This window comes from Brevundimonas sp., from assembly GCF_030704825.1.
Classification (GTDB): domain Bacteria; phylum Pseudomonadota; class Alphaproteobacteria; order Caulobacterales; family Caulobacteraceae; genus Brevundimonas.
The window spans coordinates 41,549-63,244 of the sequence record NZ_JAUYNX010000007.1; the positions used below are offsets into that span (position 1 = coordinate 41,549).

The window sequence follows — 21,696 nt, forward strand, 5'->3', positions numbered from 1 at the left end:
GGGCGGACTATTCAGCCGCAGCGGCGGGCCGGGTCCTGCGATCGATCCAGCGCTGGGCCGGAATCTCGACGAACCGGTGCGCCAGCAGGGCCAGACCCACGATGCCGACGAACAGGGCCACGGAGAACAGGTCGTTCAGCCAGACCGAGCCGAAATCGATGCGTCGACCGCCGGGCAGCCAGTCCAGCTTTCGCGCCACGATCAGCACGACCACGATGACGAACATGTGGACCATGTAGATGGCGAACGACCACCGCCCCAGGGTGACCAGGGGCCGGGCGGCCAGCAGACGCGACAGGCCCCCCTCCTCGCCCGCGAAGACCCAGACGACGCCGACGAACAGCAGGGTGACCAGCACCGTCGCCGGCCCGGTCGCCCAGGCGACGAACAGACAGATAGCCAGCACGGCGCCGATCTCCAGCAGGGTCGCCCCGTTCCCTTTCGGGCGCGGGATCCGCGGCCACAGCCCCTGCAACAGGCACCCCAGGAAGAAGCCGTACACGGCCCGTGGAAAGGCCAGGTCATATGTGGTGTTCATCCACCGCCGGGCGAACATCAGCACCATCACCGCGCCCACGACCGCCAGCCCTGCCCCGACCCAGCGCCACCGGCGGGGGGCCAGCAGCAACAGGGCCGCGAACACCACATAGCAGCCGACCTCGACGCTCAGCGTCCACGACGGACCGTTCCACGTCAGATGGGGGTGGATGTTGAAGGCCTGGATCAGCAGCAGGTTGGTGAAGATGGCCTCGACCGACCGGTCCCGCGTGAACGGGGTGGCGCCGTCGAAATGGGTCCACAGCCTCAGCAGCTCCAGCCCGACGAACGCGGCCAGCATCAGCGCATGCAGGGGCCAGACCCGTCCCAGACGCCGAACCATGAAGCGACCGGCGTCGCGCGGCGTCGTCAGCCGCTCGGCATAGGCGTGGGCGATGACGAAGCCCGACAGGACGAAGAAATAGTCGACGAACAGATAGCCGTGCTGGACCAGCCCCCAGTCCCGCCAATGACTGGCCACCGGCATGTGGAACATGACCACCAGGATCGCACAGACCCCCCGCAGGGAATCAAGCGCCTCGAAACGGCGATGCGGGATGGCGGTCGGGGCGGCGGGCGTGTTCACGGGCGCTTGATAGGGCCGTCGACCCGTCCGGCATAGAGCCGTCAGCGGCCGATCGGATACCGCTCCCGCATCCAGCCCACCGACCGCGTCGCCATTTCGCGCAGTACGTCCAGATCGATGTCCGACAACCGGTTCAGATACAGGCACGACACGCTGGCCTTGTGCTTGCCCAGCCGCCCCAGCAGGTCGGCGTACCCGCTGAAACCCGGCATGATGTAGACTGTCAGGTTCGCCTTGCGCGGCGAAAAGCCGATGATCGGCCAGTCGGCGGGCTTCCTGGTGGAGTTCACATAGGTGTAGCGGCCGAACCCCACGATCGACGGGCCCCACATCACGGCCGGCTCGCCCGTCACGTCGGACAACAGGGCCGCCAGCGTCGCGGCGTCCGCGCGACGACCCGCAGGCTCGACCGCCGCGATGAAATCAGCGACGGAGGCGTCGGTCGGTTGGGTCTTCAGTTCAGCGGCCATATCTCGCCCCTCCTCGTCAGGGAACTCCGGCCCCCGACCCGTTCGCCGGCGGTATGGCGCGGATTGTCGGCCACCTCACGCGCGGCGAAGGCCGGGCATGGCGGCATTGCGGTCATGCGGCCCATCCCCGGGGCGTCCAGCCTTCGGGAGCCAGCTCGAAGCCGGCGAAGTCGAAACCGGGCGCGACGGTGCACCCGACCAGGGTCCAGTCGCCCAGACTCTCGGCCGCCTGCCATTTCCCCGCGGGAACCACGCCCTGCGGCCGCTCCCCCGTCGCCAGATCGGGCCCCAGCGTCACCCGGCCCTGCCCCTCGATGTCCAGAGCCAGCGGAGCCCCGGCGTGGAAATGCCAGACCTCGACCGCGTCCACGCGATGCCAGTGCGAGCGCTCTCCGACCGCCAGCAGGAAATAGATGGCCGTCGAGGCCGCCCGTCCGTCCGCCGGACGCGGATCGCGGAAGGTCTCGCGATAGTGGCCGCCTTCGGGATGGGGCTGCAGATCCAGCAGGCGGATGATCTCGGCGGCGGTCATGGGCATGTCCTCGGCACTTCCGCCCGCGCCTCGACGATCGCCCGGCCGGAGGCGTGTTCGCTCTCGACGGCTTCGTCGATGGCCTTGAACAGCCCAGGACGGCTGCGCTGCCGGCCGATCGACTGGAAGCAGACGAAGCGGACATAGGTCTTTTCGCCGACGCTCACAGCGCCTTCACGATCCCCTCGACCATCTTCTTGGCGTCGGCGAACAGCATCATGGTGTTGTCGCGGAAGAACAGCTCGTTCTCGACGCCGGCATAGCCCGCCGCCATGCCGCGCTTGATGAACAGCACCGTCCCCGCCTTCTCCACGTCCAGCACCGGCATGCCGTAGATCGGGCTCTGCGGATCGGTCTTGGCGGCGGGATTGGTGACGTCGTTGGCGCCGATGACGAAGGCCACGTCGCAGCTCGAGAATTCCGAATTGATGTCCTCCAGCTCGAACACCTCGTCATAGGGCACATTGGCCTCGGCCAGCAGGACGTTCATGTGGCCGGGCATGCGGCCGGCGACGGGGTGGATGGCGTATTTCACTTCGACCCCCTCCTCCTTCAGCTTGTCGGCCATCTCGCGCAGGGCGTGCTGGGCCTGGGCCACGGCCATGCCGTAGCCGGGCACGATGATGACCTTCGAGGCGTTCTTCATGATGAAGGCGGCGTCGTCGGCGCTGCCCTGTTTGACCGGCCGGGTCTCGACCCGGGCCTCGCCCCCGGCGGCGTCTGTACCGCCGAAGCCGCCCAGGATGACGCTGATGAAGCTGCGGTTCATGCCCTTGCACATGATGTAGCTCAGGATCGCGCCCGAGCTGCCCACCAGCGCCCCGGTGATGATCAGGGCGATGTTTTCCAGCGTGAAGCACAGGGCCGCCGCCGCCCAGCCCGAATAGGAGTTGAGCATCGACACCACCACCGGCATGTCCGCCCCGCCGATGGGGATGATCAGGGTGGCGCCGAGGACCAGGGCGATCAGGAACACCCCCCAGAAGGCCCAGGTCGCCGTCCCGCCCGAACCGATCATCACCCCGATCAGCAAGACCAGCGAAAGGGCCAGGGCGATGTTGATCAGATGCCGGGCGGGAAGGATGATCGGCGCCCCGCTCATGTTTCCGTTCAGCTTGGCGAAGGCGATGACCGAGCCGGTGAAGGTCACGGCCCCGATGGCCACGCCGAGGCTGAGCTCGATGATCGACAGGGTCTTGATCCCGCCCGTCGCCGTGGCGATGCCGAAGCTCTCGGGCGCATAGACGGCGCCGATGGCGACCAGACAGGCGGCCATGCCGACCAGCGAGTGGAAGGCCGCCACCAGCTGGGGCATCTGGGTCATCTGAACCCGGCCGGCGATCAGGGCTCCCGCCCCGCCGCCGACCACCACCCCGCCGGCGATCAGGCCCAGGGTCAGCGGATCCAGCGTCCCCGTCGACCACAGCGTCAGCAGGGTCACTCCGACCGCCAGGGCCATGCCGACCATGCCGAAGGTGTTGCCCCGCCGGCTCGTCTCCGGGCTGGACAGGCCGCGCAGGCTGAGGATGAACAGGACGCCGGAGACCAGATAGGCCAGGGCCGCGAAGGATGCGTTCATGCGGTCAGTCTTCCCTCAATCTCATCGTCCGGGCGGCGGACAGGCCGTGCGCGCCAGTCGCCAAAGAGCGGCGGCGATGAACAGCGGGGCGATGAAGATCATGGCCCAGTCCCACATGCTCATCGGCTTTTCCTGGGCCACGATCCGCAGCAGGATGGAGGCGAACAGCAGCACCACGCCGCAGTCGAGGAACCGCAGCTTGCGGATGGCGTCCTTTTCGCGGAGCCAGCTCCACAGCCACAACCCCGCCCCGATCGCCGTAGCGGCCCAGGACGCGCCGACCGCGAGCTGGAGGACGTCGAAGGTCACGGCCTGGCGGCCTCCGCCTTCGGCCGTTCCTTCTTGCGGTACATGGCCAGCATGCGCCGGGTGACCATGAAACCGCCGAAGATGTTGACGCTGGCCAGGGTCACGGCGGCCACGCCCGCCCCCTTGGCGATCCAGCCGTTCGGCCCCGCGTCGCCGCTGAAGGCCGCCGCCGCGATCAGCCCGCCGACCACGATCACCGAGGAGATGGCGTTGGTCACCGCCATCAGCGGCGTGTGCAGGGCCGGCGTCACCGACCAGACGACATAGTAGCCGACGAAGATGGCCAGCACGAAGATGGCCAGGCGGAAGATGGTGGGATCGACGTGTTCCATCAGGACCTCCCTTCAAGTCTTGCATCAATGCTCGTCAGCAATCGAAGGACGCCGCCTGCGATCAAGCTGCCGAAGAAGATCTTCAGCGCAGCTCCAAATGCGAGGCCGATCCGTATGTCGCTGTCGAGGAAGAAGGCCAGAAATCCCAATACCGCCAGGATTGGTCCACCGATGATGACCATCATCGCCGCAGCGCTCAGTGCATCCCTGAGTTTCGTCGAGATCATCCTCGAACCCCCTCATGCACCACGGCCCCGCCATGCGTCACCGCCGCCGCCTTGAGGATCTCGTCCTCCATATCCAGCGCCAGCGCCCCGTCCCTGATCATCAGCCCGACGAAGGCGACCAGGTTCTTGGCGTAGAGGGCCGAGGCGTCCGCCGCGATCCGGCCCGGCAGGTTGGTGTGGCCGACGATCTGGACGCCGTTGGCCGTGGTCACCACCTCGCCGGCCTTCGCCCCCTCGACGTTTCCGCCCGCCTCGACGGCGAGATCGATCAGCACCGAACCCGGCTTCATCGTCGCCACCTGGGCCGCGCTGACCAGCACGGGCGCGGCGCGGCCGGGGATCAGGGCGGTGGTGATGACGATGTCCTGCTTCCTGATGTGCTCGCCCGTCAGCGCCGCCTGCTTTGCCTGGTATTCGGGCGACATCGGCTTGGCGTAGCCGCCGGCGGTCTGGGCGTTTTTGAACTCCTCGTCCTCGACCGCGAGGAATTTGGCGCCCAGCGATTCGACCTGCTCCTTGGTCGCGGGCCGCACGTCGGTGGCCGTGACCACCGCCCCCAGGCGCCGCGCGGTGGCGATGGCCTGCAGCCCCGCCACGCCCACGCCCATGACGAAGACCTTGGCCGGCGCCACCGTGCCCGCCGCCGTCATCATCATCGGAAAGCCCTTGCCGTAGGCGTACGCCGCCTCGATCACCGCGCGATAGCCGGCGAGGTTCGCTTGCGACGACAGGGCGTCCATCACCTGCGCCCGCGAAATCCGCGGCACGAACTCCATGGCGAAAGCGGTCGCGCCGGCCTGGGCCAGGGCCTGGACCGTCTCCTTCTCCCGATAGGCGTCCAGCAGGGCCACGACGACGGCGCCCGGCTTCAGGGCGCTGGTCTCCTGCGCCGTCGGCCCGCGCACCTTGAGCACGATGTCGGCGCCCGACAGCACCGCCTTGGTGTCCTTGGCCACGGTCGCGCCGGCCTCGACATAGTCCGCGTCGGGCAGCGACGACCCCGCCCCCGTCCCGGCTTCCACCGTCACGGTCGCGCCCATGGCGACGAGCTTCTTCACCGTTTCCGGAGTGACGGCGCAGCGCGTCTCGCCGTCTCGGCGCTCGCGGGTCACGGCGATGGCGACAGCCAAGCGAATCCCTCCATCCAGTCCTGCGGAAACGTTAGGCTGTTCCGGCGCGGCGCGTCAAAAGCCGCCCCGCATGGACAGTGGCGGCCGGCTCGACCATAGACGCCCGCGTGACCAGGACCCCCATCCCGAGCGCCCGTCGCAACGACCTGGACTGGATCCGGGTCGCGGCGTTCGGCCTGCTGATCCTGTATCATGTCGCCCTGGTCTATGCGCCCTACGATTGGCACGTCCACAGCGCCCACACCTTTGGATGGCTGCACGAGGCGCTGCTGCTGACCAATCCGTGGCGGCTGACGCTGCTGTTCCTGGTCTCGGGCGCGGCGCTCCGGCTCATGACGGCGCGTCGGACGCCCGGGCGCACGCTGAGGGATCGGGCCGGGCGTCTGTTGCCGCCCCTGATTTTCGGGACCCTGGTGCTGGTGCCGATCCAGTCGTGGATCGAGGCCCTCGACAAGGGCGGCTTCACCGGCGGCTTCATGGACTGGCTGGGGCATGAGTTCGGGCCGACCGGCCTGTCGAACGGGGTGCCGGTCAACCATCTGTGGTTCATCGTCTATATCGCGGTCTACAGCGGGGTGGCCGTCGCCCTGATGACGCGGCCGGCGCTGATGGCGCGGATGGAGGCCTGGCTGGTTCGAGCCACCGCGGGGTGGCGGGTGCTGATCGTGCCCATCGCCTGGCTGATGGTCATCCGCATCGTGCTGTTCCCGATCTTCGGCATCACCAACCGTCTGACCTGGGACGGCTACAATCACTTCCTTTCACTCGGGGCCTTCCTGTTCGGCTTCCTGCTCGTGCGCCAGGACAGCGTATGGGCCGGGTTGGAGCGCCACCGGCGCGCCGCCGCGCTCATCGCCCTGACCGCCCTGCCGATCATGATGGCCCAGGCCGCCCATCCGGGTGGAGGCGCCTGGTTGGGTGTTCCGCGCGCCGTCGTTTTCGCCATTGACCAGTGGGCCGTGATGGCGGCCATCCTGGGCTATGGCAGCCGCTATCTGCGCCGGGCCTCGGGACCGGCGCTTCGCTATCTCGTCGACGCCACCTTCACCCTGTATCTGGCTCACCAGACGGTGCTGGTCGTCGCGGTCTGGTTCATCCGCCCGGCCAACCTGCCCGCGCCGCTTGAGGCGCTGACCCTGGTCGGGATCACCTTCGGGGTCAGCCTGCTGATCTATGAAGTCGTCAAACGGATCGGACCGATCCGGCCCCTCTGGGGACTGAAACCCCTGCCCGCCCCCGTTGAACGGACACCGTACGCCCGCCGACGCCGATTGCTGATCGTCGGCATGGCCGCGCCCCTGCTGGCGCTCGCTGCGGTTCTGGTCGGGGTGGCGACCTACCCCGGTTTCGATCACGCGCGGCAGTATCTGAGCGAACTGGGCGGAGCCTCGGCGCCCCTGCCCCTGATTTTCAACGGCGGGATCTTTATCGCCGGACTGATGTGCATGGCGGCGGGGCTGGGGTTCGGTCTGGCCATCCACGGCCTGACCGGACGATGGATCGTCGCCTCCCTGACGGCCGTGGTCTTCATCCTGGCCGGCGTCGGCCTGTCGGTGTCCAGTCTCTATCCCTGGCCCGATCCGCGGCACATGGCGATCAACCTGGGCCTGGGCATCCAGCTGGCCCCGCTGCTGCTGCTGTGGGGATTGTGGAGCCATGTCGACCTGCGTCGGCTGAAGATCTTCCTGTTCATCACCTTCGTCGTCATGGCCATCCTGACCGTCCTGACCAAACATCTGGTCCTGCCGGGAACGGTCAACGACGCCAATGTCGGCTGGTGGGAGCGGGCCTATGCGATCATTCTGGTCGGATGGGTCGGCGTCGCCGCCTTTGTCGTGGAAAGACGGCTCAAGACCCACGCCGGGCGCCACAATCCGGAGGATTGAGCGCCCTGGAGCGGTCTGGTTCCATATTTTTTTGCTTCCTCACCATTCCGTGATTGAAAATCGCGCGGAAGTGATCGACAAAGCGATTTGCTGCAATGCAGCAATCCCGCCCGGTCCTCTGACCGACGTTGGATCAGAGGCCCGAACCGAGAATGACCTTTCAAGCGACCTGGATCGACACCGCCAATGCGCCGCTGGACGTCGAGTCCGCGCGCCCCGCATGGACCTGGTTGCCCGAGGAAGCGCCTCTGGCCATGCCGCGTCAGTCGCTGGACCGCCATGCCGCGGTCCCGGCGTCTGTGCCCGCGACCTCGCCCGTGTCGATCGTGCGCCGCCGCCTGGTGCTGACCGCCCTGACCGTCATCGTGACCGGCCTGGCCGCCATCGCGCCCGTGGCCCTGTATGCGCGCCATGGCTTCGACGTGCTGGAAGTCGTGTCGCTGGGCCTGTTCATGGTCCTGATCACCGCGATCGCCTGCTGGTTCTCCAGCGCCGCCATCGGGTTCTGGATCCTGGTGACGGGCCGCGAGCAGGACGACCTCAAATTCACCCCGCATCCGCCCGAGCCGACCCGGCGCACGGCCCTGCTGATGCCGCTGTACAATGAGGACGCCCGCGCCGCCTTCGCGCGCCTGGCCGTGATCGACGGCTCGCTGGCCCGACTGGGCGTGTCCGAGGCCTTCGACATCTTCGTGCTCAGCGATTCGACCAGGGTCGAGGCGGCCGATCTGGAGCACCAGGCCTATCTGGGCTTCCGCGCCCACGCCCACAGCCGCGTCTTCTATCGCCGCCGCGAGAAGAACATCGAGCGGAAATGCGGCAACATCGCCGAGTGGACCCGCCGGTTCGGGGGGGCCTATCCCTTCATGCTGGTCCTTGACGCCGACAGCACCATGGCCGGCGAAACCATCCTGCGCATGGTCGACGCCATGGAACGCAATCCGGGCATCGGCCTGCTGCAGACCACGCCGACCATCATCAAGGGCCAGACCCTGTTCGCGCGCGTCTCGCAGTTCAGCGTGCGCCTCTATGGCCGCGTCGCCGCCGCCGGCCTGGCCTGGTGGGCCGGTTCCGAGGCCAGCTACTGGGGCCACAACGCCATCCTGCGTACCGAGGCGTTCGCCTCGTGCGCCCATCTGCCCGTCCTGCCGGGCCGCGAACCCTTCGGTGGCGCGATCCTGAGCCACGACACGGTCGAGGCCGCCCTGCTGCGTCGTGGCGGCTGGGCCGTGCACGTCACAGCCGCGCTGGACGGCAGTTGCGAGGAAACGCCGTCCACCATGCTGGACTTCATCCGCCGCGATCACCGCTGGTGCCAGGGCAACATGCAGCACCTGGGCCTGCTGAAGACCCGCAGCCTGACGCTGATGAACCGCACCCAGATGGTCATGGGCTTCATGGCCTATTTCTCGTCGCCCCTGTGGCTGGCGTCGCTGATCGCCGGCATGGTCATCCAGCTTCAGTATCCGGTCGACTGGGCGTCGTTCTCCTACATGCTGCACCCGGAGTTCTCGCCCTTCATGCTGGCGACCCTGCTGTCGGGCGTTCTGCTGATCGGGCCCAAGATCATGGGCGCCCTGCTGGTCCTCAGCCGTCGCGGCGAGCGTCGCGCCTTCGGTGGCGCGCCAACCATCATCAAGGGCATGGCGCTTGAAATCCTGCTCTCGGCCCTCATCGCGCCGATCATGATGGTCGCCAGCACCAGGGCCATCATCCAGATCGCCCTCGGCCACGATGCCGGCTGGCAGACCCAGGACCGCGACACCGACGGCGTCAGCTGGTCCGCGGCCTTCAGGTCGATGCGCTGGCAAATGGCCACGGGCCTGCTGTTCTGCGCCGGCCTTTGCTTCCGCCCCGACATGGCCACATGGTTCGCGCCGGTGGTCCTGCCCCTGCTGTTCGCGGCCCCGCTGGTCGTGCTGACCTCGCGCCGACGCCTCGGCGAGGCGGCGGCCAGGGCCGGCTATCTGGCCATTCCGGATGAAGCCGGCGTCAGCGTCAGCGCCATCCCCAGCGCCTCGCACCTGGTCCAGATCCGGTCGGCCGCCGTCGCCTGAGCCTCCCCCGGCCTCCACCAGGGGCCGGGCGATGCATCCGCGCAACACGGTTCGTACTATATGCTGCGTCGCAGCATGAATTGTGCGCTTGCGTCTGGTGTGGCGAAAACCCGCTGATACGCTGGTCAGGCTTTCAGAAGGCGGGACGCGGCCCGACGCCTTGTGCACTTCATCCCTGTATGAAGATCACCTGTCGGGCCGCAGACCCCCCGCCTGGCCACGCCTCGCCTTCGTCATCCTTGGACAAGCGGCGCAGACCGGCGGCCTCGATGACATGCAAATTCCCCGTCATATCTCGACGAAGGAACCGTCAGGCTTCCGGAGCGACCGCGCAACAGCGGCGCGGCCGTCGAAAGGGCTCAGTGCTTGCTGTTCGACTTGAGCAGGAACCAGCCCGCGACCAGCAGCACCAGGGCCGAGATCGCACCTCCGATGAAGCTGCCGCCGGGCTGGAACCAGAGGGTCAGGAACAGCACCAGGGCGGCGAGGATCAGCGATCCCCATTTCGACATGCCGATGAAGGCATGGAAGGTCTGCACCTGTTCGCCGATCTCCTGCGAGCCGCGAACATAGTCGTCATGAGCATCGGCGTGGTGCGGGTCGGCCATGGTCGGGTCCGGGAATCTGGAACGGCGGGTGGCGTCCTTATAGCGGGCCCTGCGGTCCGCTCAAGCCGCCCGGGCCAATTCGGCTTCACTCCAGGGCGGCCAGGACGTCGCGGGTGAAGGCGATGAAGTCGAAGCGCTTTCCGGCGGGGTCCTCGCCCCGCCGCACGATGACGATGTCGCGGCTCGGCACGATGACCACATACTGGCCGCGGTTGCCGTTGGCCGAAATGGTGTCGGGCGGCACGCCCTCCGAACGGTTCATCAGCCAGAAGGTCGCGCCATAGCCCTGGGCGCCGTCCGGCTGGGGCCCCGACGGCCGCGAGACATGGTCGCGCCAGCCCTCGGGCAGGACGCGTTCCCCGTCGAGGACGCCGTCGTTCAGGTACAGCCGGCCGAACCGGACCAGGTCGCGCGCCGTGGTCCAGACCTGGCTGGACAGCATGTAGTTGCCGCGCCAGTCGGTCTCGGCCCAGGTGTCGTACATGCCCAGCCGCCGGAACAGTTCAGCGGGCGGATGCCGCTCGAACGTCGGCGCGATCGACAGCACCGCCAGCAGGATGTCGTTGTTGGCGTAGCGATAGCGCGACCCCGGCGGCGCGATCAGCGGCCAGGTCGTGGCCTGCTCGTCGATCCCCACGCCGCCGAAATACAGGGCGTCGGTCCGGTTGCCGGCCGTGTCGCTGGTCAGGCCCGAGGCCATCCGCATCAACTGGTCCAGGGTGACGGCCGCGCGCGGATCCCCGTCCCGGCTCCAGTCGGCGATCGCCGCCGGCGCGTCCACATCCGCTTCGCCGCGGTGTACGGCCGCGCCGATGATCGTCCCGGCCAGGCTCTTGCCCACCGACCAGGTCCGCTGCGGGGTGTCGACGCCGAAGCCGAGGGCGTACTCCTCGGCCACCAGCCGGTCGGCCTGCAGCACCAGCACGGCGGTCGTGTTGACCCCCTCGCCGTAGCCGCCCTCGAACGCCTGTTCGACGGCCTCGTTGAGCAGGGCGAGGTTGCCCCGCGCATCGGCCACGACAAGGGGTTCGTTCACCCGCACGCCGGGGAGGAACATCTCCGGGCTCTCGCCCGTCCAGCCGACCGGCATGATGGCGCAGCCCCGCCCCGGCGAATACACCGCCGTCCGGGGCGGCATGGCCTCGTCCCAGGGCACGGACACCTGCCGCTCGCCGATCTCGACCGGCATCTCGCGGACCAGCCCGTCCAGCTCCGGATAGACCCCGACCAGTTCGTTGGCCTCGACGCTCTCCAGCGTCCTCGCCCCGCCCGCCGCCTCGGCGGTCTTCAGGGCGCTGCACACGGTCAGGGCCTTGTACCCGGCCGCCATGGCCCGGACGGCGGGACCGGGCGCGACCGCCTCCTGGGCGACGGCGGCGAAGGGCGAGGCGACCGCGACGGCCGCGGCGAGGATCAGGATGCGCATGCGGGGACGCTCGCGCCGGCGGGCGCTCCCGTCAATGGCGCGGGCGGCTCAGAAGGTCGCCTCGAACCGGTCGATCAGCCCCTCGAGCCGTTTCGTGCCGATGGTCCAGAAGGCCGGATCGCGCGGGTTCAGGCCGAACGGCGCCAGGGCCTCGACGTAACCCTTGGACCCGCCGTCCGCGAGCAGCTGGCGATACAGCGGCGTGAACCCCTCGGGGTCCCTGACCCGCGTCTCCATCAGCGCCGCCACCAGCAGGTCTCCGAAGGCGTAGGCGTAGACGTAGAAGGGCGAGTGGACGAAATGGCTGACGTAGCTCCACCAGTGTTCGTAGCCGGGGTTCAGCGTCACCGCGGGCCCCAGCGACCCGCCCATCTCCTCCATCCAGATCTCGCCGATCCGCTCGACCGGAACCTCGCCGGCCGCGCGCGCGTCATGGAATCGGGTCTCGAACCGGTGGAAGGCGATCTGGCGCACCACGGTGTTCAGCCCGTCCTCGATCCGCCCCGCCAGAAGGCCGCGCTGCTCGGCCTTCGGCGCGGTCCTGAGCAGCCGGTCGAAGGTCAACCCTTCGGCGAAGATCGAGGCCGTCTCGGCCAGGGTCAGGGGCGTGTCGGCCAGCAGGCTCCCCTGCCCGGCCGCCAGGGTCTGGTGCACCCCGTGGCCCAGCTCGTGCGCCAGGGTCAACACGTCGCGCCGCTCGCCCATCCAGTTCAGGAACACATAGGGATGCCGATCCGAGGTCACCGGATGGGCGTAGGCCCCCGACTGTTTCCCCGGCCGGGCCTTGCCGTCGATCCACGGCCGGTCGAAGAAGCCGCCGGCCCGTTCGGCGAATTCCGGCCCGAGATCGGCGAAACTCTCCAGCACCAGGGCCTTGCCCGCCGACCAGTCGTATCCGCGCGGCGCCGTCGCCTCGATCGGGGCGTTGCGGTCCCACTGGTCCAGCTTCGCCTTGCCCATCGCGCGGGCCTTGAGGGCGTAATACCGGTGCGACAGCCTCGGATAGGCCGCCGCCACCGCCTCGGCCATGGCGTCGACCGATTCGCCGTCGACCTCGTTGGACAGATGCCGTCCGTCGGCGGGACGTTTGAAGCCGCGCCACCGGTCTTCCAGCGCCTTGTCGGCGGCGACCGTGTTCATCACCAGCGCCATGGTCCGGGTCTGCGCCGCCAGCGCCGCGTTCAGCCCTTCGGCCGCCGCCTTGCGCCGCGCCGCCTTCGGATCGGAAAGTCGGTTCAACGCCTCGGCCAGGGTCAACTCGTCCTTGCCCGCCTTCACCTTCATGGCCGCCAGGGCTTCGTCGAACAGGCGCGGCCACTGGGCGTTGATAGGGGCCCGCTCGGCGAGGAAGGTCTCCAGTTCGTGCGACAGCTCGTGCGGCTTCATCGCCCGCACCCGCCGCAGCCACGGACGCCAGCGCGCCGCGCCCGGATGCGCCGCCAGCGCCCCCTCGACCTCGGCCTCCTCCAGCTGGTTGATCTCCAGCGTCACCCAGACCGTCGGCGTGGCGATGGCGCTGATCTTCTCGCGCATCGTGGCCTCGAAGCCCTGCGCCGCCGCGTCGTTGCGGTCGGTCGAGGCGGCCAGGAAGGCATAGGCTCCGAGCGCGCCGAGTCTGTCCGCGCCCTGTTCGTACAGGGTCACGGCCCGGTCCAGCCGTTCGCCGAGCAGGGCGGGGTCCGACCTCGCCTCCAGCAGCCGACCTTGCAGGGCGTTGAGTTCGCCGACCAGCGCCCGGGCGCGGCCAAGGTCGGCCTCGATGCGGGGGTCCTCCCGCGAGGCGTACAGATCGGTCAGGTCCCAGACGGGAGCTTCGGCGGGATCGGCGGGGATCTTGAAGGGCGCGTTCATGCCCTCGTTGTGGGGACGCCGGGCCTCCGACGCAACGGCCGAAAGCCGCCAGACGTCTGCGGCGGCGCCTGCCAGATCGGCGGCGAAGGAGACATCGCATGAGCTTCCGCATCCACGGCCTGCCCCTGTCGCCGTTCCGGCCGCTGTTCGGCATGGACGACGCGGCCCTGACCGCCATCGGCGCGCGACGCATGATCGCCGACGCCCCCCACGCCGCCCCCTGCCGGGTCAGCCTGGCCGACGCCGGGCCCGGCGAGCGGCTGATCCTGCTCAACCACCGCCACCTCGACGCGCCGGAGAGCCCCTACCGTTCGGAAGGCCCCGTCTTCGTGCGGGAGGCGGCCGTCGAGGCGGCGCCGCCGAGCGGCGAGATTCCGGACATGCTGGGCCGCCGCCTGCTGTCGGTCAGGGCCTATGACGCCGGCTGGATGATGACCGACGCCGACGTCGTCGAGGGCCGGGATCTGGCCGGCCGTCTGGATGCGTGGTTCACCGACCCCGCCGTGTCGCGCATCCATCTGCACACGGCCCGGCGCGGCTGCTTCATGGCGGCGGCCGAACGGGCCTGAGCGCGGATCCGTCCGCGTCCCGCCCGCCTGGGCCAGGCCCTATTTGGAGGCTGGCGCGGCCACCGTCGATTCACCGCGCATCTGGCGCTGCAGCGTCTCCAGTTCGCCGGCTTCGCAACCGTAGTGCTGGCATAGACGAGCGGCCATCTTGTCCAGAAGCTGGGGCAGCACCGTCATGGCGGCCTCCATCGCCTCGGGCATCACCGTCATCGTCTTCTCGATGATCCCCCGGCCGGTTTCAGATCCGTAGAAGGCGATCATCGCCTCGAGCTCCGCCTCGGTGAAGGTTCGGGCGTAAATGGGGACCATCGCCTCGACCATCTGCGGGATCATGTCGGTGGTAAGCTCCGCCGACAGGTCGACGATGAACCGGCGATCCTCTTCGGGAAGCGCGCGGGCGTCCGGATCGGTGGCGGCTTGCTGGGCGATGAGCTGGTGGAGGGCGTCCTCGAATTGTTTCGTCATGGTCAGATCGATGACCTGCCGCGTCAGATCGAGCTGCCGGGCCGAAGGCGCGGCGGCCGACTCCTGCCGCGCGACGGCCGCGCGAGCGGCAGGCGCCGTCAGGCCGGCGGCCATCATCGCCGCAAGCACAAGTACAATCTTCAAGCGCATCGTCGTCCCCCTTTCGCGCATCCTCCGCGAACGGGCGGCGGAAGACAAGCCTCGCCTCAGGGGTCGAACGCCGCGATCAGGGCCTTCAGATCCGGCTCGTCGACACGGCGGACGCCTTCGTCCCGGCTGACCCAGACCCGGTCGCGCTCGGCCTGCTCGTGCCAGGTCGCGTGTTCGATCCGCACCTCAAGCGCATGGACGGCGACCACGCACCAGCGCGGGGCGCGGCGCTTGAGCACCTTCAGATAGCGGAACGTCCCGATCGGTTCGGCGGTCGTCTCACCCTCGACGCCGGCCTCCTCCAGCGCTTCCTGGGCGGCGGATCCGGCGTCGGTCATGCCCGCCATCCGCCCGCCCTTGGGCGTGACCCAGCGGCGGGTCTCGCGGGACGTGACCAGCAGGATTTCGATGCCCTCCGGTCCGCGCCGCCACGGCAGGGCCGCGACCTGGCGTCGCTCGGCCGGCCTGGTGCGGGGGGGCTCGCCGGCCGTCACGTCAGGAAGGCTCCGCCGATCCAGTAGAAGACCGCCGCCACCGCCGCGGCGGCCGGCATGGTCACGAACCAGGCCAGGACGATCCGGCGCGCGATGCCCCAGCGCACGGCCGAGGTCCGCCGCGCCGCGCCGACCCCGACGATGGCCCCGGTAATGGTGTGGGTGGTCGACACCGGTATGCCCAGGCCGGTGGCCAGGAACAGGGTGATCGCTCCGCCCGTCTCGGCGCAGAACCCCTGCTGCGGGCTCAGCCGGGTGATCTTCGATCCCATGGTGTGGACGATGCGCCAGCCGCCGAACAGCGTGCCCAGGGCGATCGCCGCCTGGCAGGTGATGACCACCCAGAACGGCACCATGAATTCCGATCCCGGCGGCGCGCGCGAATACAGCAGGACGGCGATGATCCCCATGGTCTTCTGCGCGTCATTGCCGCCGTGCCCCAGGGAATAGGCCGAGGCCGAGACGAACTGCAGCCGCCGGAAGACCCTGTCGGCGAAGGAGGGATTGGCCTTCACGAACACCCAGGAGACGATGAACACCAGCACCAGGGCCAGGGCGAAGCCGACGGCCGGCGACAGGAAGATCGCCGCCACCGTCTTGGTCACGCCGGCCACGATGACGGCGCCGCTTCCCGCCTTGGCGACGCCCGCGCCCAGCAGGCCGCCGATCAGGGCGTGCGAACTGGAAGACGGGATCCCGGCCAGCCAGGTGATGACGTTCCAGCTGATCGCCCCCATCAGGGCGCCGAAGATGACCTGGTCCGAGATGATCTCGGGATCGATGATGCCGCGGCCGATGGTGTCGGCGACGTGCAGACCGAAGAACAGGAAGGCGATGAAGTTGAAGAAGGCCGCCCAGCCCACGGCGAACATCGGCGGCAGGACACGCGTCGCGACGATGGTGGCGATGGAGTTGGCGGCGTCGTGCAGCCCGTTCAGGAAGTCGAACAGAAGGGCGACGGCGATCAGGAAGATCAGGATCAGCAGGGCGCCGTCCATGAGGCGCTCCTACAGATGCTCGACCAGAACGCCGTTGATGCGGTTGGCCACATCCTCGAACCGGTCCACCACCTTCTCCAGGTGGTCGTAGACCTCGGCCCCGGTGATGAAGGCCATCGGATCGCTGGTCCGGTGCGTCTCGTACAGCGCCTTCATGCCATGGTCGTACAGGGTGTCGGACTCGCTCTCCAGCCGCGCGATCTTCTCGGTCAGGTCGTTCAGCCGCCCGCGGTATTTGCGCATGTCCGGCAACAGGCTGACCGCCTCGACCGTCAACGCCGCCGCCTCGACCGCGATGTCGCCCAGCTGGCGCATGTGCGGCGCGAAGTCCCGCATCTCGTACAGGGTGATGACCTTGGCGGTCTTCTGCATCTGGTCGATGGAGTCATCGAGCGAATTGGTCAGGCCGCGGATGTCGGAGCGGTCGAACGGGGTGATGAAGCTGCGCCGCACGGCGAACAGGACCTCGCGCGCCACCGCGTCGGCCTCATGCTCGTGGTCGACGATCTTCTGGCACCAGTGGGGGACCTCGTCGCCGCCCTCCAGCACCTTGCGCAGGGCGTCCGCCCCCTTGATCAACGTCGCGGCGTGGGCGTCGAACAGCCGGAAGAAATTGTCTTCCTTGGGCAGCAACGCCTGAAACCAGCCCAGCATCGGCGAATCTCCCGCGCAATCGGTATGCGGGTCAGTCCCGCGTCCGAACCGGCGCGTCAACCCGTCCGGGCGCGGACGATCAGTCATCCTCCTTGGCGGCCGCCGCGCCGAGGGCCGTGCAATCGAAGCGCAGGCAGAATTTCTCCATCAGGTCGGTCATCCGCGGGACGAGCAGCGGCATCATCACCTCCTGGATTTCCGAATTCATGTCGACCTGTTTGCGCACCACCGAGCGTCCGACGGGCGACTCGTAGAAGGCGATGGCCGCCTCCAGCTCCTGGACCGTGAAGCTGTCGGCCACGTCGTCCTGCACCTCCAGGATGGTGGTCTCGAGGACGTTCGCGAACATCTCGGTCATGTTGTCGACCATCCAGGCGCGCTGGTCGACCGGCAGGCCGGAGTCCCCGTAACCCTCCTCGATCTGGCGGCGCATCTGCTTCATCAGGTCGCCGCCCTGGGTCAGCTCCAGATAGCGGCCGGCGAGATCGAGATGGCTTTGCCGGGCGGCGTCCGGCGCGGTCTGGGCCAGGGCAGGCCCCGCCCATGCCGTCAGCAGGACGGCCAGAATGACGATGATCCGCATGACGCTCCCCCTCGATCGGTTCATTCTCTCGCCGGCCGGGGATCAGCGCAAACAAAAAGGGCGGCGGACCCTGCGGTCGCCGCCCTTTCCGCTGCGGTTCAAGCAGTGTCAGACGTTCAGCGACGCCGGATCGATCTTGAAGCCCGGTCCCATGGTCGAGGACAGGGTGATGCGCTTGACGTAGGTGCCCTTGGCGCCCGACGGACGGGCGCGTTGCAGGGCGTCGACATAGGCCTTCACGTTGGCTTCGAGGGCTTCCTGGGTGAAGGAGGCCTTGCCGATGCCGCCGTGGGCGATGCCGGCCTTCTCGACGCGGAACTCGACCGCGCCGCCCTTGGCGTCCTTGACGGCCTGGGCGACGTTCGGGGTCACGGTGCCGACCTTGGGGTTCGGCATCAGGCCGCGCGGGCCCAGCACCTTACCCAGACGACCGACCAGGGCCATCATGTCCGGGGACGCGATGACGCGGTCGAAGTCCATGAAGCCGCCGTTGATCTTCTCGTACAGATCCTCGGCGCCCACCACGTCGGCGCCGGCCGCGAGGGCTTCGGCGGCCTTGGCGTCCTTCGCGAACACAGCCACCCGGACGTCACGACCCGTGCCCGAGGGCAGGTTCACGACGCCGCGAACCTGCTGGTCGGCGTGACGCGGATCGACGCCCAGGTTGAGCGCGACTTCCAGCGTCTCGTCGAACTTGGTGGTCGACAGCTCGCGCAGCGTCTTGAGCGCCTCGTCGACGCCATAGAGCTTCTGGTTGTCGCCCAGCTTGGCGGCGAGCGCTTTGTGCTTCTTGGTTGGCTTGGCCATGGCGTCAGCCCTCCACAACTTCGAGGCCCATCGCAATCGCGGAGCCTTCGATGATCTTGGTTGCCGCGTCGATGTCGTGGGCGTTGAGATCCGCCATCTTGATCGTCGCGATTTCGGACAGCTGCGAGCGCTTGATCTTGCCCGCGCTGATCTTGCCCGGCTCTTTCGACCCCGACTTGAGCCCGGCTGCCTTCTTGATCAGGAAGCTGGCGGGCGGCGTCTTGGTGACGAACGTGAACGAACGATCCGCATAGACGGTGATGATCGTGGGGAGCGGGGTGGTCTTCTCGATTTCCTGCGTGGCAGCGTTGAACTGCTTGCAGAACTCCATGATGTTGACCCCACGCTGACCCAGCGCAGGCCCGATCGGCGGTGATGGATTGGCAGCGCCCGCGGGCACCTGCAGCTTGATATAGCCTTCGATCTTCTTGGCCATCGGATGGCCTCCTTTCTTCCTGTTGGCGCCGGGTGTTTCACCGAAGCCTCAGAGTGAGCGGTCGAGCAGCGAGCCGAAGCTTGCCTCCCGCGGTGGATCGACCTGCAAGGCCGAAGCCCGGGCCGATACCCCCCCATTTGCCGAAAGACAACCCAATTGCCGTCCGGGGCAGGCTGCCAGATCGGAGATCGCTGGCTAGCCTATTATGAATAAAGGGAATTTTACGACCCATCCCGGTTCAAGGGCGCCCTGCCGATTCTGAGCGAACCAATCGGCGGGGCCCGGGTTCATCCACGCAAGCTGCCTCAACGGTGGACCGTACCTGCCGAACGGAAACAATTGGAGTCGCTGAAATGATCAAGAATCTCTTCGTCGCAGCCGCCGCTGGCGGCCTCGCTCTCGCCGCCGCCCCGGCCATCGCCCAGAACCAGGACGGTCTCGTCAACGTCAACATCACCGACATTGATATCCTGCGCAACTCGCTGAACAAGAACGATGTCGACGTGCTCAACAACCTGCTTGCCAACGCGCAAGTCTCGGTGCCGGTTGTGGTCCAGGTTCCCGTCGGAATCGCGGCCAACGTCTGCGGCACCACCGTGGCGGTGCTGAGCGCGGCCGGTAGCGGCGGAGCCTGCACGGCGACCACCGCATCGCGCGCGCTGGGCAATGCGATCAACCGTCAGGTGATCGACAAGGCGACCACCACCAGCCAGTAATCGGCGCAAGTCGATGATCAAGGAGGCCGGTCCCGAAAGGGGCCGGCCTTCGTTATTTCGCCAGTTCGACCTGCTCGAAGTCCAGTTCCACCGGAGTCGCGCGGCCGAAGATCGAGACCCCGACCTTGACCCGGTTCTTGTCGAAATCGAGCTCTTCGACGATCCCGTTGAAGCTCGCGAAGGGGCCGTCGAGGACCTTGACCGAATCGCCGATCTCGTAATCGACGTGGACCTGCTTGCGCGGTTCGGCGGCGGCCTGTTCGCGCGCGCCGAAATAGCGCGCGGCCTCACGCTCGCTGATCGGCTGCGGCTTGCCGTTGGGGCCAAGGAAACCCGTGACTTTGGGGGTGTTCTTGACGAGGTGGTAGACGTCGTCGCTGAGCATCAGCTTGGCCAGCACGTAGCCAGGCATGAACTTGCGTTCGACCTGGACCTTCTTGCCGCGCTTGACCTCGGTCACGGTTTCGGTGGGCACCTCGACCTGCTCGACGAGCTGCTGCAAGCCCATCCGCTCGGCTTCGGAGAGGATGGCGTCGCGAACCTTGTTCTCGAAGCCGGAATAAGCGTGAATGATATACCAGCGGTGCATGAAAACCTTCGGAGTCAGGCGAGTTCGGGCGAAATCAGGCGAGGGCGAGGAGCTGGCGGACGACCCAGCCGAATAGCGAATCGATACCGAGGAAGAACACCGCGAGGATCACCATCATGATCCCCACCATGATCGCGGTGGTGACGGTTTCCTGGCGGCTCGGCCAGACGACCTTGCGCGCCTCGGCCTGGACCTGGCGCATGAATTCACCGGGGCTGGTCTTGGCCATCGCCTGACGTTTCCTCGCAGTTTGCGCGTCTCGCGCCATCGGCTCCGCGCCGCCGCGGCCGGGTGCCGCGAACAGGCTGAAGTTCTCCGATGTCGGAAGACAGGGGCGCCAATACAAGCGTGCGGGGCGGAAGGCAAGGGCGCGGTTCAGGCAGCGGCGGCCTGCCCGTCGCGCCACACCCCATCCCACAGTTCGCTTGGCGGTGCGCCGGTCAGTGCGCGGGCCCGGGCCAGCATCAACCGCGCCGGGCGGTCGTCGGGCTCCAGCTCGGCCGCGCGGGCAAAAGCGCCGAGCGCATCGTCCCAGCGCCGCTCGGCAAGCGCCGCGCGGCCTTCGGCGTAGGCGGCGTGGCTGGCTGCGCGCCGCGCGGGATCGGCGGGATCGCGGACGAGCACTTCGAACACCGTTTCGGGCCGCTTGCGCCCGCGCACCGCGATCAGATCGATCTCGCGCATCGGCTGCGCCCCCGCGACCGCCAGCGCGGTCGTCTGATCGACCAGCATTTCCACGCCATAGGTCTTGGTCAGGTCCTGGAGCCTCGCGGCCAGGTTCACGCTGTCGCCGATCACGGTGTAGTCCATCCGCTTGGGACTGCCGATCGTCCCCGCGACGACTTCGCCCGTGGCGATGCCCACGCCGAGACGAAGCGGCAGCGCGCCACGCGCCTCGCGCCGCAGGTTGACCGCATCCAGCATGGCGAGCATCTGCAACCCGCTGGCAAAGGCGTTGTGCGCATCGCGTCCGCTCGACAGCGGCGCCCCGAACACCGCCATCACCGCATCGCCGATATACTTGTCGAGCACGCCGCCATGCCCCGAGACCGCCTCGTAGAGTTCGGTGAACAGCTCGTTGAGCGTTTCGACCGTCTCGCGCGCCGAGAGGTCCTCGGCCATCGAGGTGAAGCCGCGGATGTCGGCAAACAGCACGCTGGCCCGGCAGGCGGTGCCGAACAGCGAATCGTCGTCACGGCCGAGCACCTGATCGACCACCTCTTGCGTCATGAACCGGCGCATCGCGCCTTGCAGCCGCTTGCCTTCGGAAATGTCCTCGATCACCAGCAGCACGCCCACCCGGCCGTTGTCGCCTTCGAGCGGGGTGATCGAGAGGTTGACCGCCGGGGGGCGCTCGCGATTGGTCGCCAGTTCGATGTCGAGCAGCAGCTTGGGCTCGCCGCTGTCGGCCACCGCCGCGATCTCGTCGACCAGCCGCGGGTTGAACCGCGGAAGCAGCGCCCGCGCATCGAGGCCGAGGAGCAGCGTGGCCGAGGCCCCGAGAATCTCGGTCGCGGCGGCATTGAGCTTGGTGATCTTCCAGTCGAGATCGAGCGCGATCACTCCACCCGACATCGAGCGCAGGATCGAATCGTCGAAGCTGCGGGCCGAAACCGCCTCGCTGAACAGCCGCGCGTTGTCGATCGCCACCGCCGCCTGCGCCCCGAACGCGCCGACCCGGGCCGCGTCGTCTTCGGTAAACTCC

At 68.1% G+C, this 21,696-nt stretch carries 26 protein-coding genes; 4 read left to right on the top strand and 22 right to left on the bottom strand.

Annotated elements, in window-relative coordinates:
* Nucleotides 1-7: 7 nt before the first annotated feature.
* From Q8Q71_RS02830 to Q8Q71_RS02870, 9 genes are all read right to left on the bottom strand, one after another.
* Nucleotides 8-1,123 carry an acyltransferase gene (locus Q8Q71_RS02830; protein ID WP_305758122.1) on the bottom strand — a complete coding sequence of 372 codons (1,116 nt, stop codon included), beginning with the start codon at nt 1,121-1,123 and terminating at the stop codon, nt 8-10.
* A 41-nt stretch (nt 1,124-1,164) separates the two neighbouring features.
* The gene (locus Q8Q71_RS02835) at nt 1,165-1,593 is read right to left on the bottom strand and encodes a DUF1801 domain-containing protein (protein ID WP_305758123.1); all 429 of its coding nucleotides are present in this window, start codon (nt 1,591-1,593) and stop codon (nt 1,165-1,167) included.
* Between the two features lie 112 nt (nt 1,594-1,705).
* Nucleotides 1,706-2,125 carry a cupin domain-containing protein gene (locus tag Q8Q71_RS02840; RefSeq protein ID WP_305758124.1) on the bottom strand — a complete coding sequence of 140 codons (420 nt, stop codon included), beginning with the start codon at nt 2,123-2,125 and terminating at the stop codon, nt 1,706-1,708.
* Complete coding sequence (locus Q8Q71_RS02845) at nt 2,122-2,292, bottom strand: hypothetical protein (protein WP_305758125.1); 171 nt, start codon at nt 2,290-2,292, stop codon at nt 2,122-2,124. Before Q8Q71_RS02845 ends, Q8Q71_RS02840 begins: the two co-directional genes overlap by 4 nt.
* The gene (locus Q8Q71_RS02850) at nt 2,289-3,704 is read right to left on the bottom strand and encodes an NAD(P)(+) transhydrogenase (Re/Si-specific) subunit beta (protein ID WP_305758126.1); all 1,416 of its coding nucleotides are present in this window, start codon (nt 3,702-3,704) and stop codon (nt 2,289-2,291) included. The genes Q8Q71_RS02845 and Q8Q71_RS02850 overlap by 4 nt, the downstream gene beginning before the upstream one ends.
* A gap of 21 nt (nt 3,705-3,725) precedes the next feature.
* Nucleotides 3,726-4,013, bottom strand: coding sequence for a hypothetical protein (locus tag Q8Q71_RS02855; protein WP_305758127.1), 288 nt, complete (start codon nt 4,011-4,013; stop codon nt 3,726-3,728).
* Nucleotides 4,010-4,345 (bottom strand): NAD(P) transhydrogenase subunit alpha, encoded by a 336-nt coding sequence (locus Q8Q71_RS02860; protein WP_305758128.1) that lies wholly within the window; start codon nt 4,343-4,345, stop codon nt 4,010-4,012. The genes Q8Q71_RS02855 and Q8Q71_RS02860 overlap by 4 nt, the downstream gene beginning before the upstream one ends.
* Nucleotides 4,345-4,572, bottom strand: coding sequence for a hypothetical protein (locus tag Q8Q71_RS02865; protein WP_305758129.1), 228 nt, complete (start codon nt 4,570-4,572; stop codon nt 4,345-4,347). The genes Q8Q71_RS02860 and Q8Q71_RS02865 overlap by 1 nt, the downstream gene beginning before the upstream one ends.
* Nucleotides 4,569-5,702: a Re/Si-specific NAD(P)(+) transhydrogenase subunit alpha gene (locus Q8Q71_RS02870; RefSeq protein ID WP_305758130.1), complete on the bottom strand. Its 1,134-nt coding sequence runs from the start codon at nt 5,700-5,702 to the stop codon at nt 4,569-4,571. The genes Q8Q71_RS02865 and Q8Q71_RS02870 overlap by 4 nt, the downstream gene beginning before the upstream one ends.
* A gap of 107 nt (nt 5,703-5,809) precedes the next feature.
* On the opposite strand from Q8Q71_RS02870, the gene Q8Q71_RS02875 reads away from it, so the two are divergent.
* Together Q8Q71_RS02875 and mdoH are read left to right on the top strand one after the other, a co-directional pair.
* Nucleotides 5,810-7,588, top strand: coding sequence for an acyltransferase family protein (locus Q8Q71_RS02875; protein ID WP_305758131.1), 1,779 nt, complete (start codon nt 5,810-5,812; stop codon nt 7,586-7,588).
* 152 nt (nt 7,589-7,740) lie between these two features.
* The gene (gene mdoH / locus Q8Q71_RS02880; protein WP_305758132.1) at nt 7,741-9,645 is read left to right on the top strand and encodes a glucans biosynthesis glucosyltransferase MdoH; all 1,905 of its coding nucleotides are present in this window, start codon (nt 7,741-7,743) and stop codon (nt 9,643-9,645) included.
* A 359-nt stretch (nt 9,646-10,004) separates the two neighbouring features.
* Here the strand turns inward: mdoH and Q8Q71_RS02885 are convergent, their stop codons facing one another.
* The 3 genes from Q8Q71_RS02885 to Q8Q71_RS02895 form a co-directional block, all read right to left on the bottom strand.
* Nucleotides 10,005-10,253 carry an aa3-type cytochrome c oxidase subunit IV gene (locus Q8Q71_RS02885; protein WP_305758133.1) on the bottom strand — a complete coding sequence of 83 codons (249 nt, stop codon included), beginning with the start codon at nt 10,251-10,253 and terminating at the stop codon, nt 10,005-10,007.
* Nucleotides 10,254-10,338: 85 nt separating this feature from the next.
* A complete protein-coding gene (locus Q8Q71_RS02890; RefSeq protein ID WP_305758134.1) occupies nt 10,339-11,679 on the bottom strand; it encodes a serine hydrolase in 1,341 nt (446 codons plus the stop codon).
* Nucleotides 11,680-11,727: 48 nt separating this feature from the next.
* Nucleotides 11,728-13,530: a M3 family oligoendopeptidase gene (locus Q8Q71_RS02895; protein WP_305758135.1), complete on the bottom strand. Its 1,803-nt coding sequence runs from the start codon at nt 13,528-13,530 to the stop codon at nt 11,728-11,730.
* Nucleotides 13,531-13,628: 98 nt separating this feature from the next.
* Here Q8Q71_RS02895 and Q8Q71_RS02900 point away from each other — a divergent pair, with 98 nt between their 5' ends.
* Nucleotides 13,629-14,099, top strand: coding sequence for a DUF1203 domain-containing protein (locus Q8Q71_RS02900; protein ID WP_305758136.1), 471 nt, complete (start codon nt 13,629-13,631; stop codon nt 14,097-14,099).
* A gap of 39 nt (nt 14,100-14,138) precedes the next feature.
* On the opposite strand, the gene Q8Q71_RS02905 is transcribed toward Q8Q71_RS02900, so the two are convergent.
* The 7 genes from Q8Q71_RS02905 to rplK all read right to left on the bottom strand — a co-directional run bounded on the left by Q8Q71_RS02905 (nt 14,139) and on the right by rplK (nt 18,686).
* Nucleotides 14,139-14,762 (bottom strand): DUF2059 domain-containing protein, encoded by a 624-nt coding sequence (locus Q8Q71_RS02905; protein WP_305758137.1) that lies wholly within the window; start codon nt 14,760-14,762, stop codon nt 14,139-14,141.
* 8 nt (nt 14,763-14,770) lie between these two features.
* On the bottom strand, nt 14,771-15,208 hold the full coding sequence (locus Q8Q71_RS02910; RefSeq protein ID WP_305758138.1) for an NUDIX hydrolase: 438 nt from the start codon (nt 15,206-15,208) through the stop codon (nt 14,771-14,773).
* Complete coding sequence (locus Q8Q71_RS02915) at nt 15,205-16,206, bottom strand: inorganic phosphate transporter (RefSeq protein ID WP_305758139.1); 1,002 nt, start codon at nt 16,204-16,206, stop codon at nt 15,205-15,207. The genes Q8Q71_RS02910 and Q8Q71_RS02915 overlap by 4 nt, the downstream gene beginning before the upstream one ends.
* 9 nt (nt 16,207-16,215) lie before the next feature.
* Nucleotides 16,216-16,860, bottom strand: a complete 645-nt coding sequence (locus Q8Q71_RS02920) for a DUF47 domain-containing protein (RefSeq protein WP_305758140.1) — start codon at nt 16,858-16,860, stop codon at nt 16,216-16,218.
* A gap of 79 nt (nt 16,861-16,939) precedes the next feature.
* Nucleotides 16,940-17,443, bottom strand: a complete 504-nt coding sequence (locus Q8Q71_RS02925; protein WP_305758141.1) for a DUF2059 domain-containing protein — start codon at nt 17,441-17,443, stop codon at nt 16,940-16,942.
* A 108-nt stretch (nt 17,444-17,551) separates the two neighbouring features.
* The gene (rplA, locus tag Q8Q71_RS02930; protein WP_305758142.1) at nt 17,552-18,250 is read right to left on the bottom strand and encodes a 50S ribosomal protein L1; all 699 of its coding nucleotides are present in this window, start codon (nt 18,248-18,250) and stop codon (nt 17,552-17,554) included.
* A gap of 4 nt (nt 18,251-18,254) precedes the next feature.
* Nucleotides 18,255-18,686: a 50S ribosomal protein L11 gene (gene rplK / locus Q8Q71_RS02935; RefSeq protein WP_305758143.1), complete on the bottom strand. Its 432-nt coding sequence runs from the start codon at nt 18,684-18,686 to the stop codon at nt 18,255-18,257.
* Between the two features lie 353 nt (nt 18,687-19,039).
* On the opposite strand from rplK, the gene Q8Q71_RS02940 reads away from it, so the two are divergent.
* A complete protein-coding gene (locus Q8Q71_RS02940; RefSeq protein ID WP_305758144.1) occupies nt 19,040-19,402 on the top strand; it encodes a hypothetical protein in 363 nt (120 codons plus the stop codon).
* 52 nt (nt 19,403-19,454) lie between these two features.
* Here Q8Q71_RS02940 and nusG read toward each other — a convergent pair whose 3' ends face one another.
* From nusG to Q8Q71_RS02955, 3 genes are all read right to left on the bottom strand, one after another.
* Nucleotides 19,455-19,991: a transcription termination/antitermination protein NusG gene (gene nusG, locus Q8Q71_RS02945; protein WP_305758145.1), complete on the bottom strand. Its 537-nt coding sequence runs from the start codon at nt 19,989-19,991 to the stop codon at nt 19,455-19,457.
* Nucleotides 19,992-20,025: 34 nt separating this feature from the next.
* Entirely contained in the window at nt 20,026-20,220 is a 195-nt protein-coding gene (gene secE / locus Q8Q71_RS02950) for a preprotein translocase subunit SecE (RefSeq protein ID WP_305758146.1), read from the bottom strand.
* A gap of 146 nt (nt 20,221-20,366) precedes the next feature.
* On the bottom strand, nt 20,367-21,696 hold a 1,330-nt coding region (locus Q8Q71_RS02955; protein WP_305758147.1), incomplete at its 5' end, for an adenylate/guanylate cyclase domain-containing protein.

What these genes read in the sequence shown, in the direction of transcription:
- Q8Q71_RS02890 (WP_305758134.1), bottom strand. Translation starts at nt 11,679, where the DNA reads ATGCGCATCCTGATCCTCGCCGCGGCCGTCGCGGTCGCCTCGCCCTTC.
- rplA (WP_305758142.1), bottom strand. Translation starts at nt 18,250, where the DNA reads ATGGCCAAGCCAACCAAGAAGCACAAAGCGCTCGCCGCCAAGCTGGGC.
- Q8Q71_RS02835 (WP_305758123.1), bottom strand. Translation starts at nt 1,593, where the DNA reads ATGGCCGCTGAACTGAAGACCCAACCGACCGACGCCTCCGTCGCTGAT.
- Q8Q71_RS02900 (WP_305758136.1), top strand. Translation starts at nt 13,629, where the DNA reads ATGAGCTTCCGCATCCACGGCCTGCCCCTGTCGCCGTTCCGGCCGCTG.
- Q8Q71_RS02920 (WP_305758140.1), bottom strand. Translation starts at nt 16,860, where the DNA reads ATGCTGGGCTGGTTTCAGGCGTTGCTGCCCAAGGAAGACAATTTCTTC.
- rplK (WP_305758143.1), bottom strand. Translation starts at nt 18,686, where the DNA reads ATGGCCAAGAAGATCGAAGGCTATATCAAGCTGCAGGTGCCCGCGGGC.
- Q8Q71_RS02940 (WP_305758144.1), top strand. Translation starts at nt 19,040, where the DNA reads ATGATCAAGAATCTCTTCGTCGCAGCCGCCGCTGGCGGCCTCGCTCTC.
- Q8Q71_RS02885 (WP_305758133.1), bottom strand. Translation starts at nt 10,253, where the DNA reads ATGGCCGACCCGCACCACGCCGATGCTCATGACGACTATGTTCGCGGC.
- Q8Q71_RS02925 (WP_305758141.1), bottom strand. Translation starts at nt 17,443, where the DNA reads ATGCGGATCATCGTCATTCTGGCCGTCCTGCTGACGGCATGGGCGGGG.
- nusG (WP_305758145.1), bottom strand. Translation starts at nt 19,991, where the DNA reads ATGCACCGCTGGTATATCATTCACGCTTATTCCGGCTTCGAGAACAAG.
- Q8Q71_RS02865 (WP_305758129.1), bottom strand. Translation starts at nt 4,572, where the DNA reads ATGATCTCGACGAAACTCAGGGATGCACTGAGCGCTGCGGCGATGATG.
- secE (WP_305758146.1), bottom strand. Translation starts at nt 20,220, where the DNA reads ATGGCCAAGACCAGCCCCGGTGAATTCATGCGCCAGGTCCAGGCCGAG.
- mdoH (WP_305758132.1), top strand. Translation starts at nt 7,741, where the DNA reads ATGACCTTTCAAGCGACCTGGATCGACACCGCCAATGCGCCGCTGGAC.
- Q8Q71_RS02840 (WP_305758124.1), bottom strand. Translation starts at nt 2,125, where the DNA reads ATGACCGCCGCCGAGATCATCCGCCTGCTGGATCTGCAGCCCCATCCC.
- Q8Q71_RS02850 (WP_305758126.1), bottom strand. Translation starts at nt 3,704, where the DNA reads ATGAACGCATCCTTCGCGGCCCTGGCCTATCTGGTCTCCGGCGTCCTG.
- Q8Q71_RS02860 (WP_305758128.1), bottom strand. Translation starts at nt 4,345, where the DNA reads ATGGAACACGTCGATCCCACCATCTTCCGCCTGGCCATCTTCGTGCTG.
- Q8Q71_RS02895 (WP_305758135.1), bottom strand. Translation starts at nt 13,530, where the DNA reads ATGAACGCGCCCTTCAAGATCCCCGCCGATCCCGCCGAAGCTCCCGTC.
- Q8Q71_RS02915 (WP_305758139.1), bottom strand. Translation starts at nt 16,206, where the DNA reads ATGGACGGCGCCCTGCTGATCCTGATCTTCCTGATCGCCGTCGCCCTT.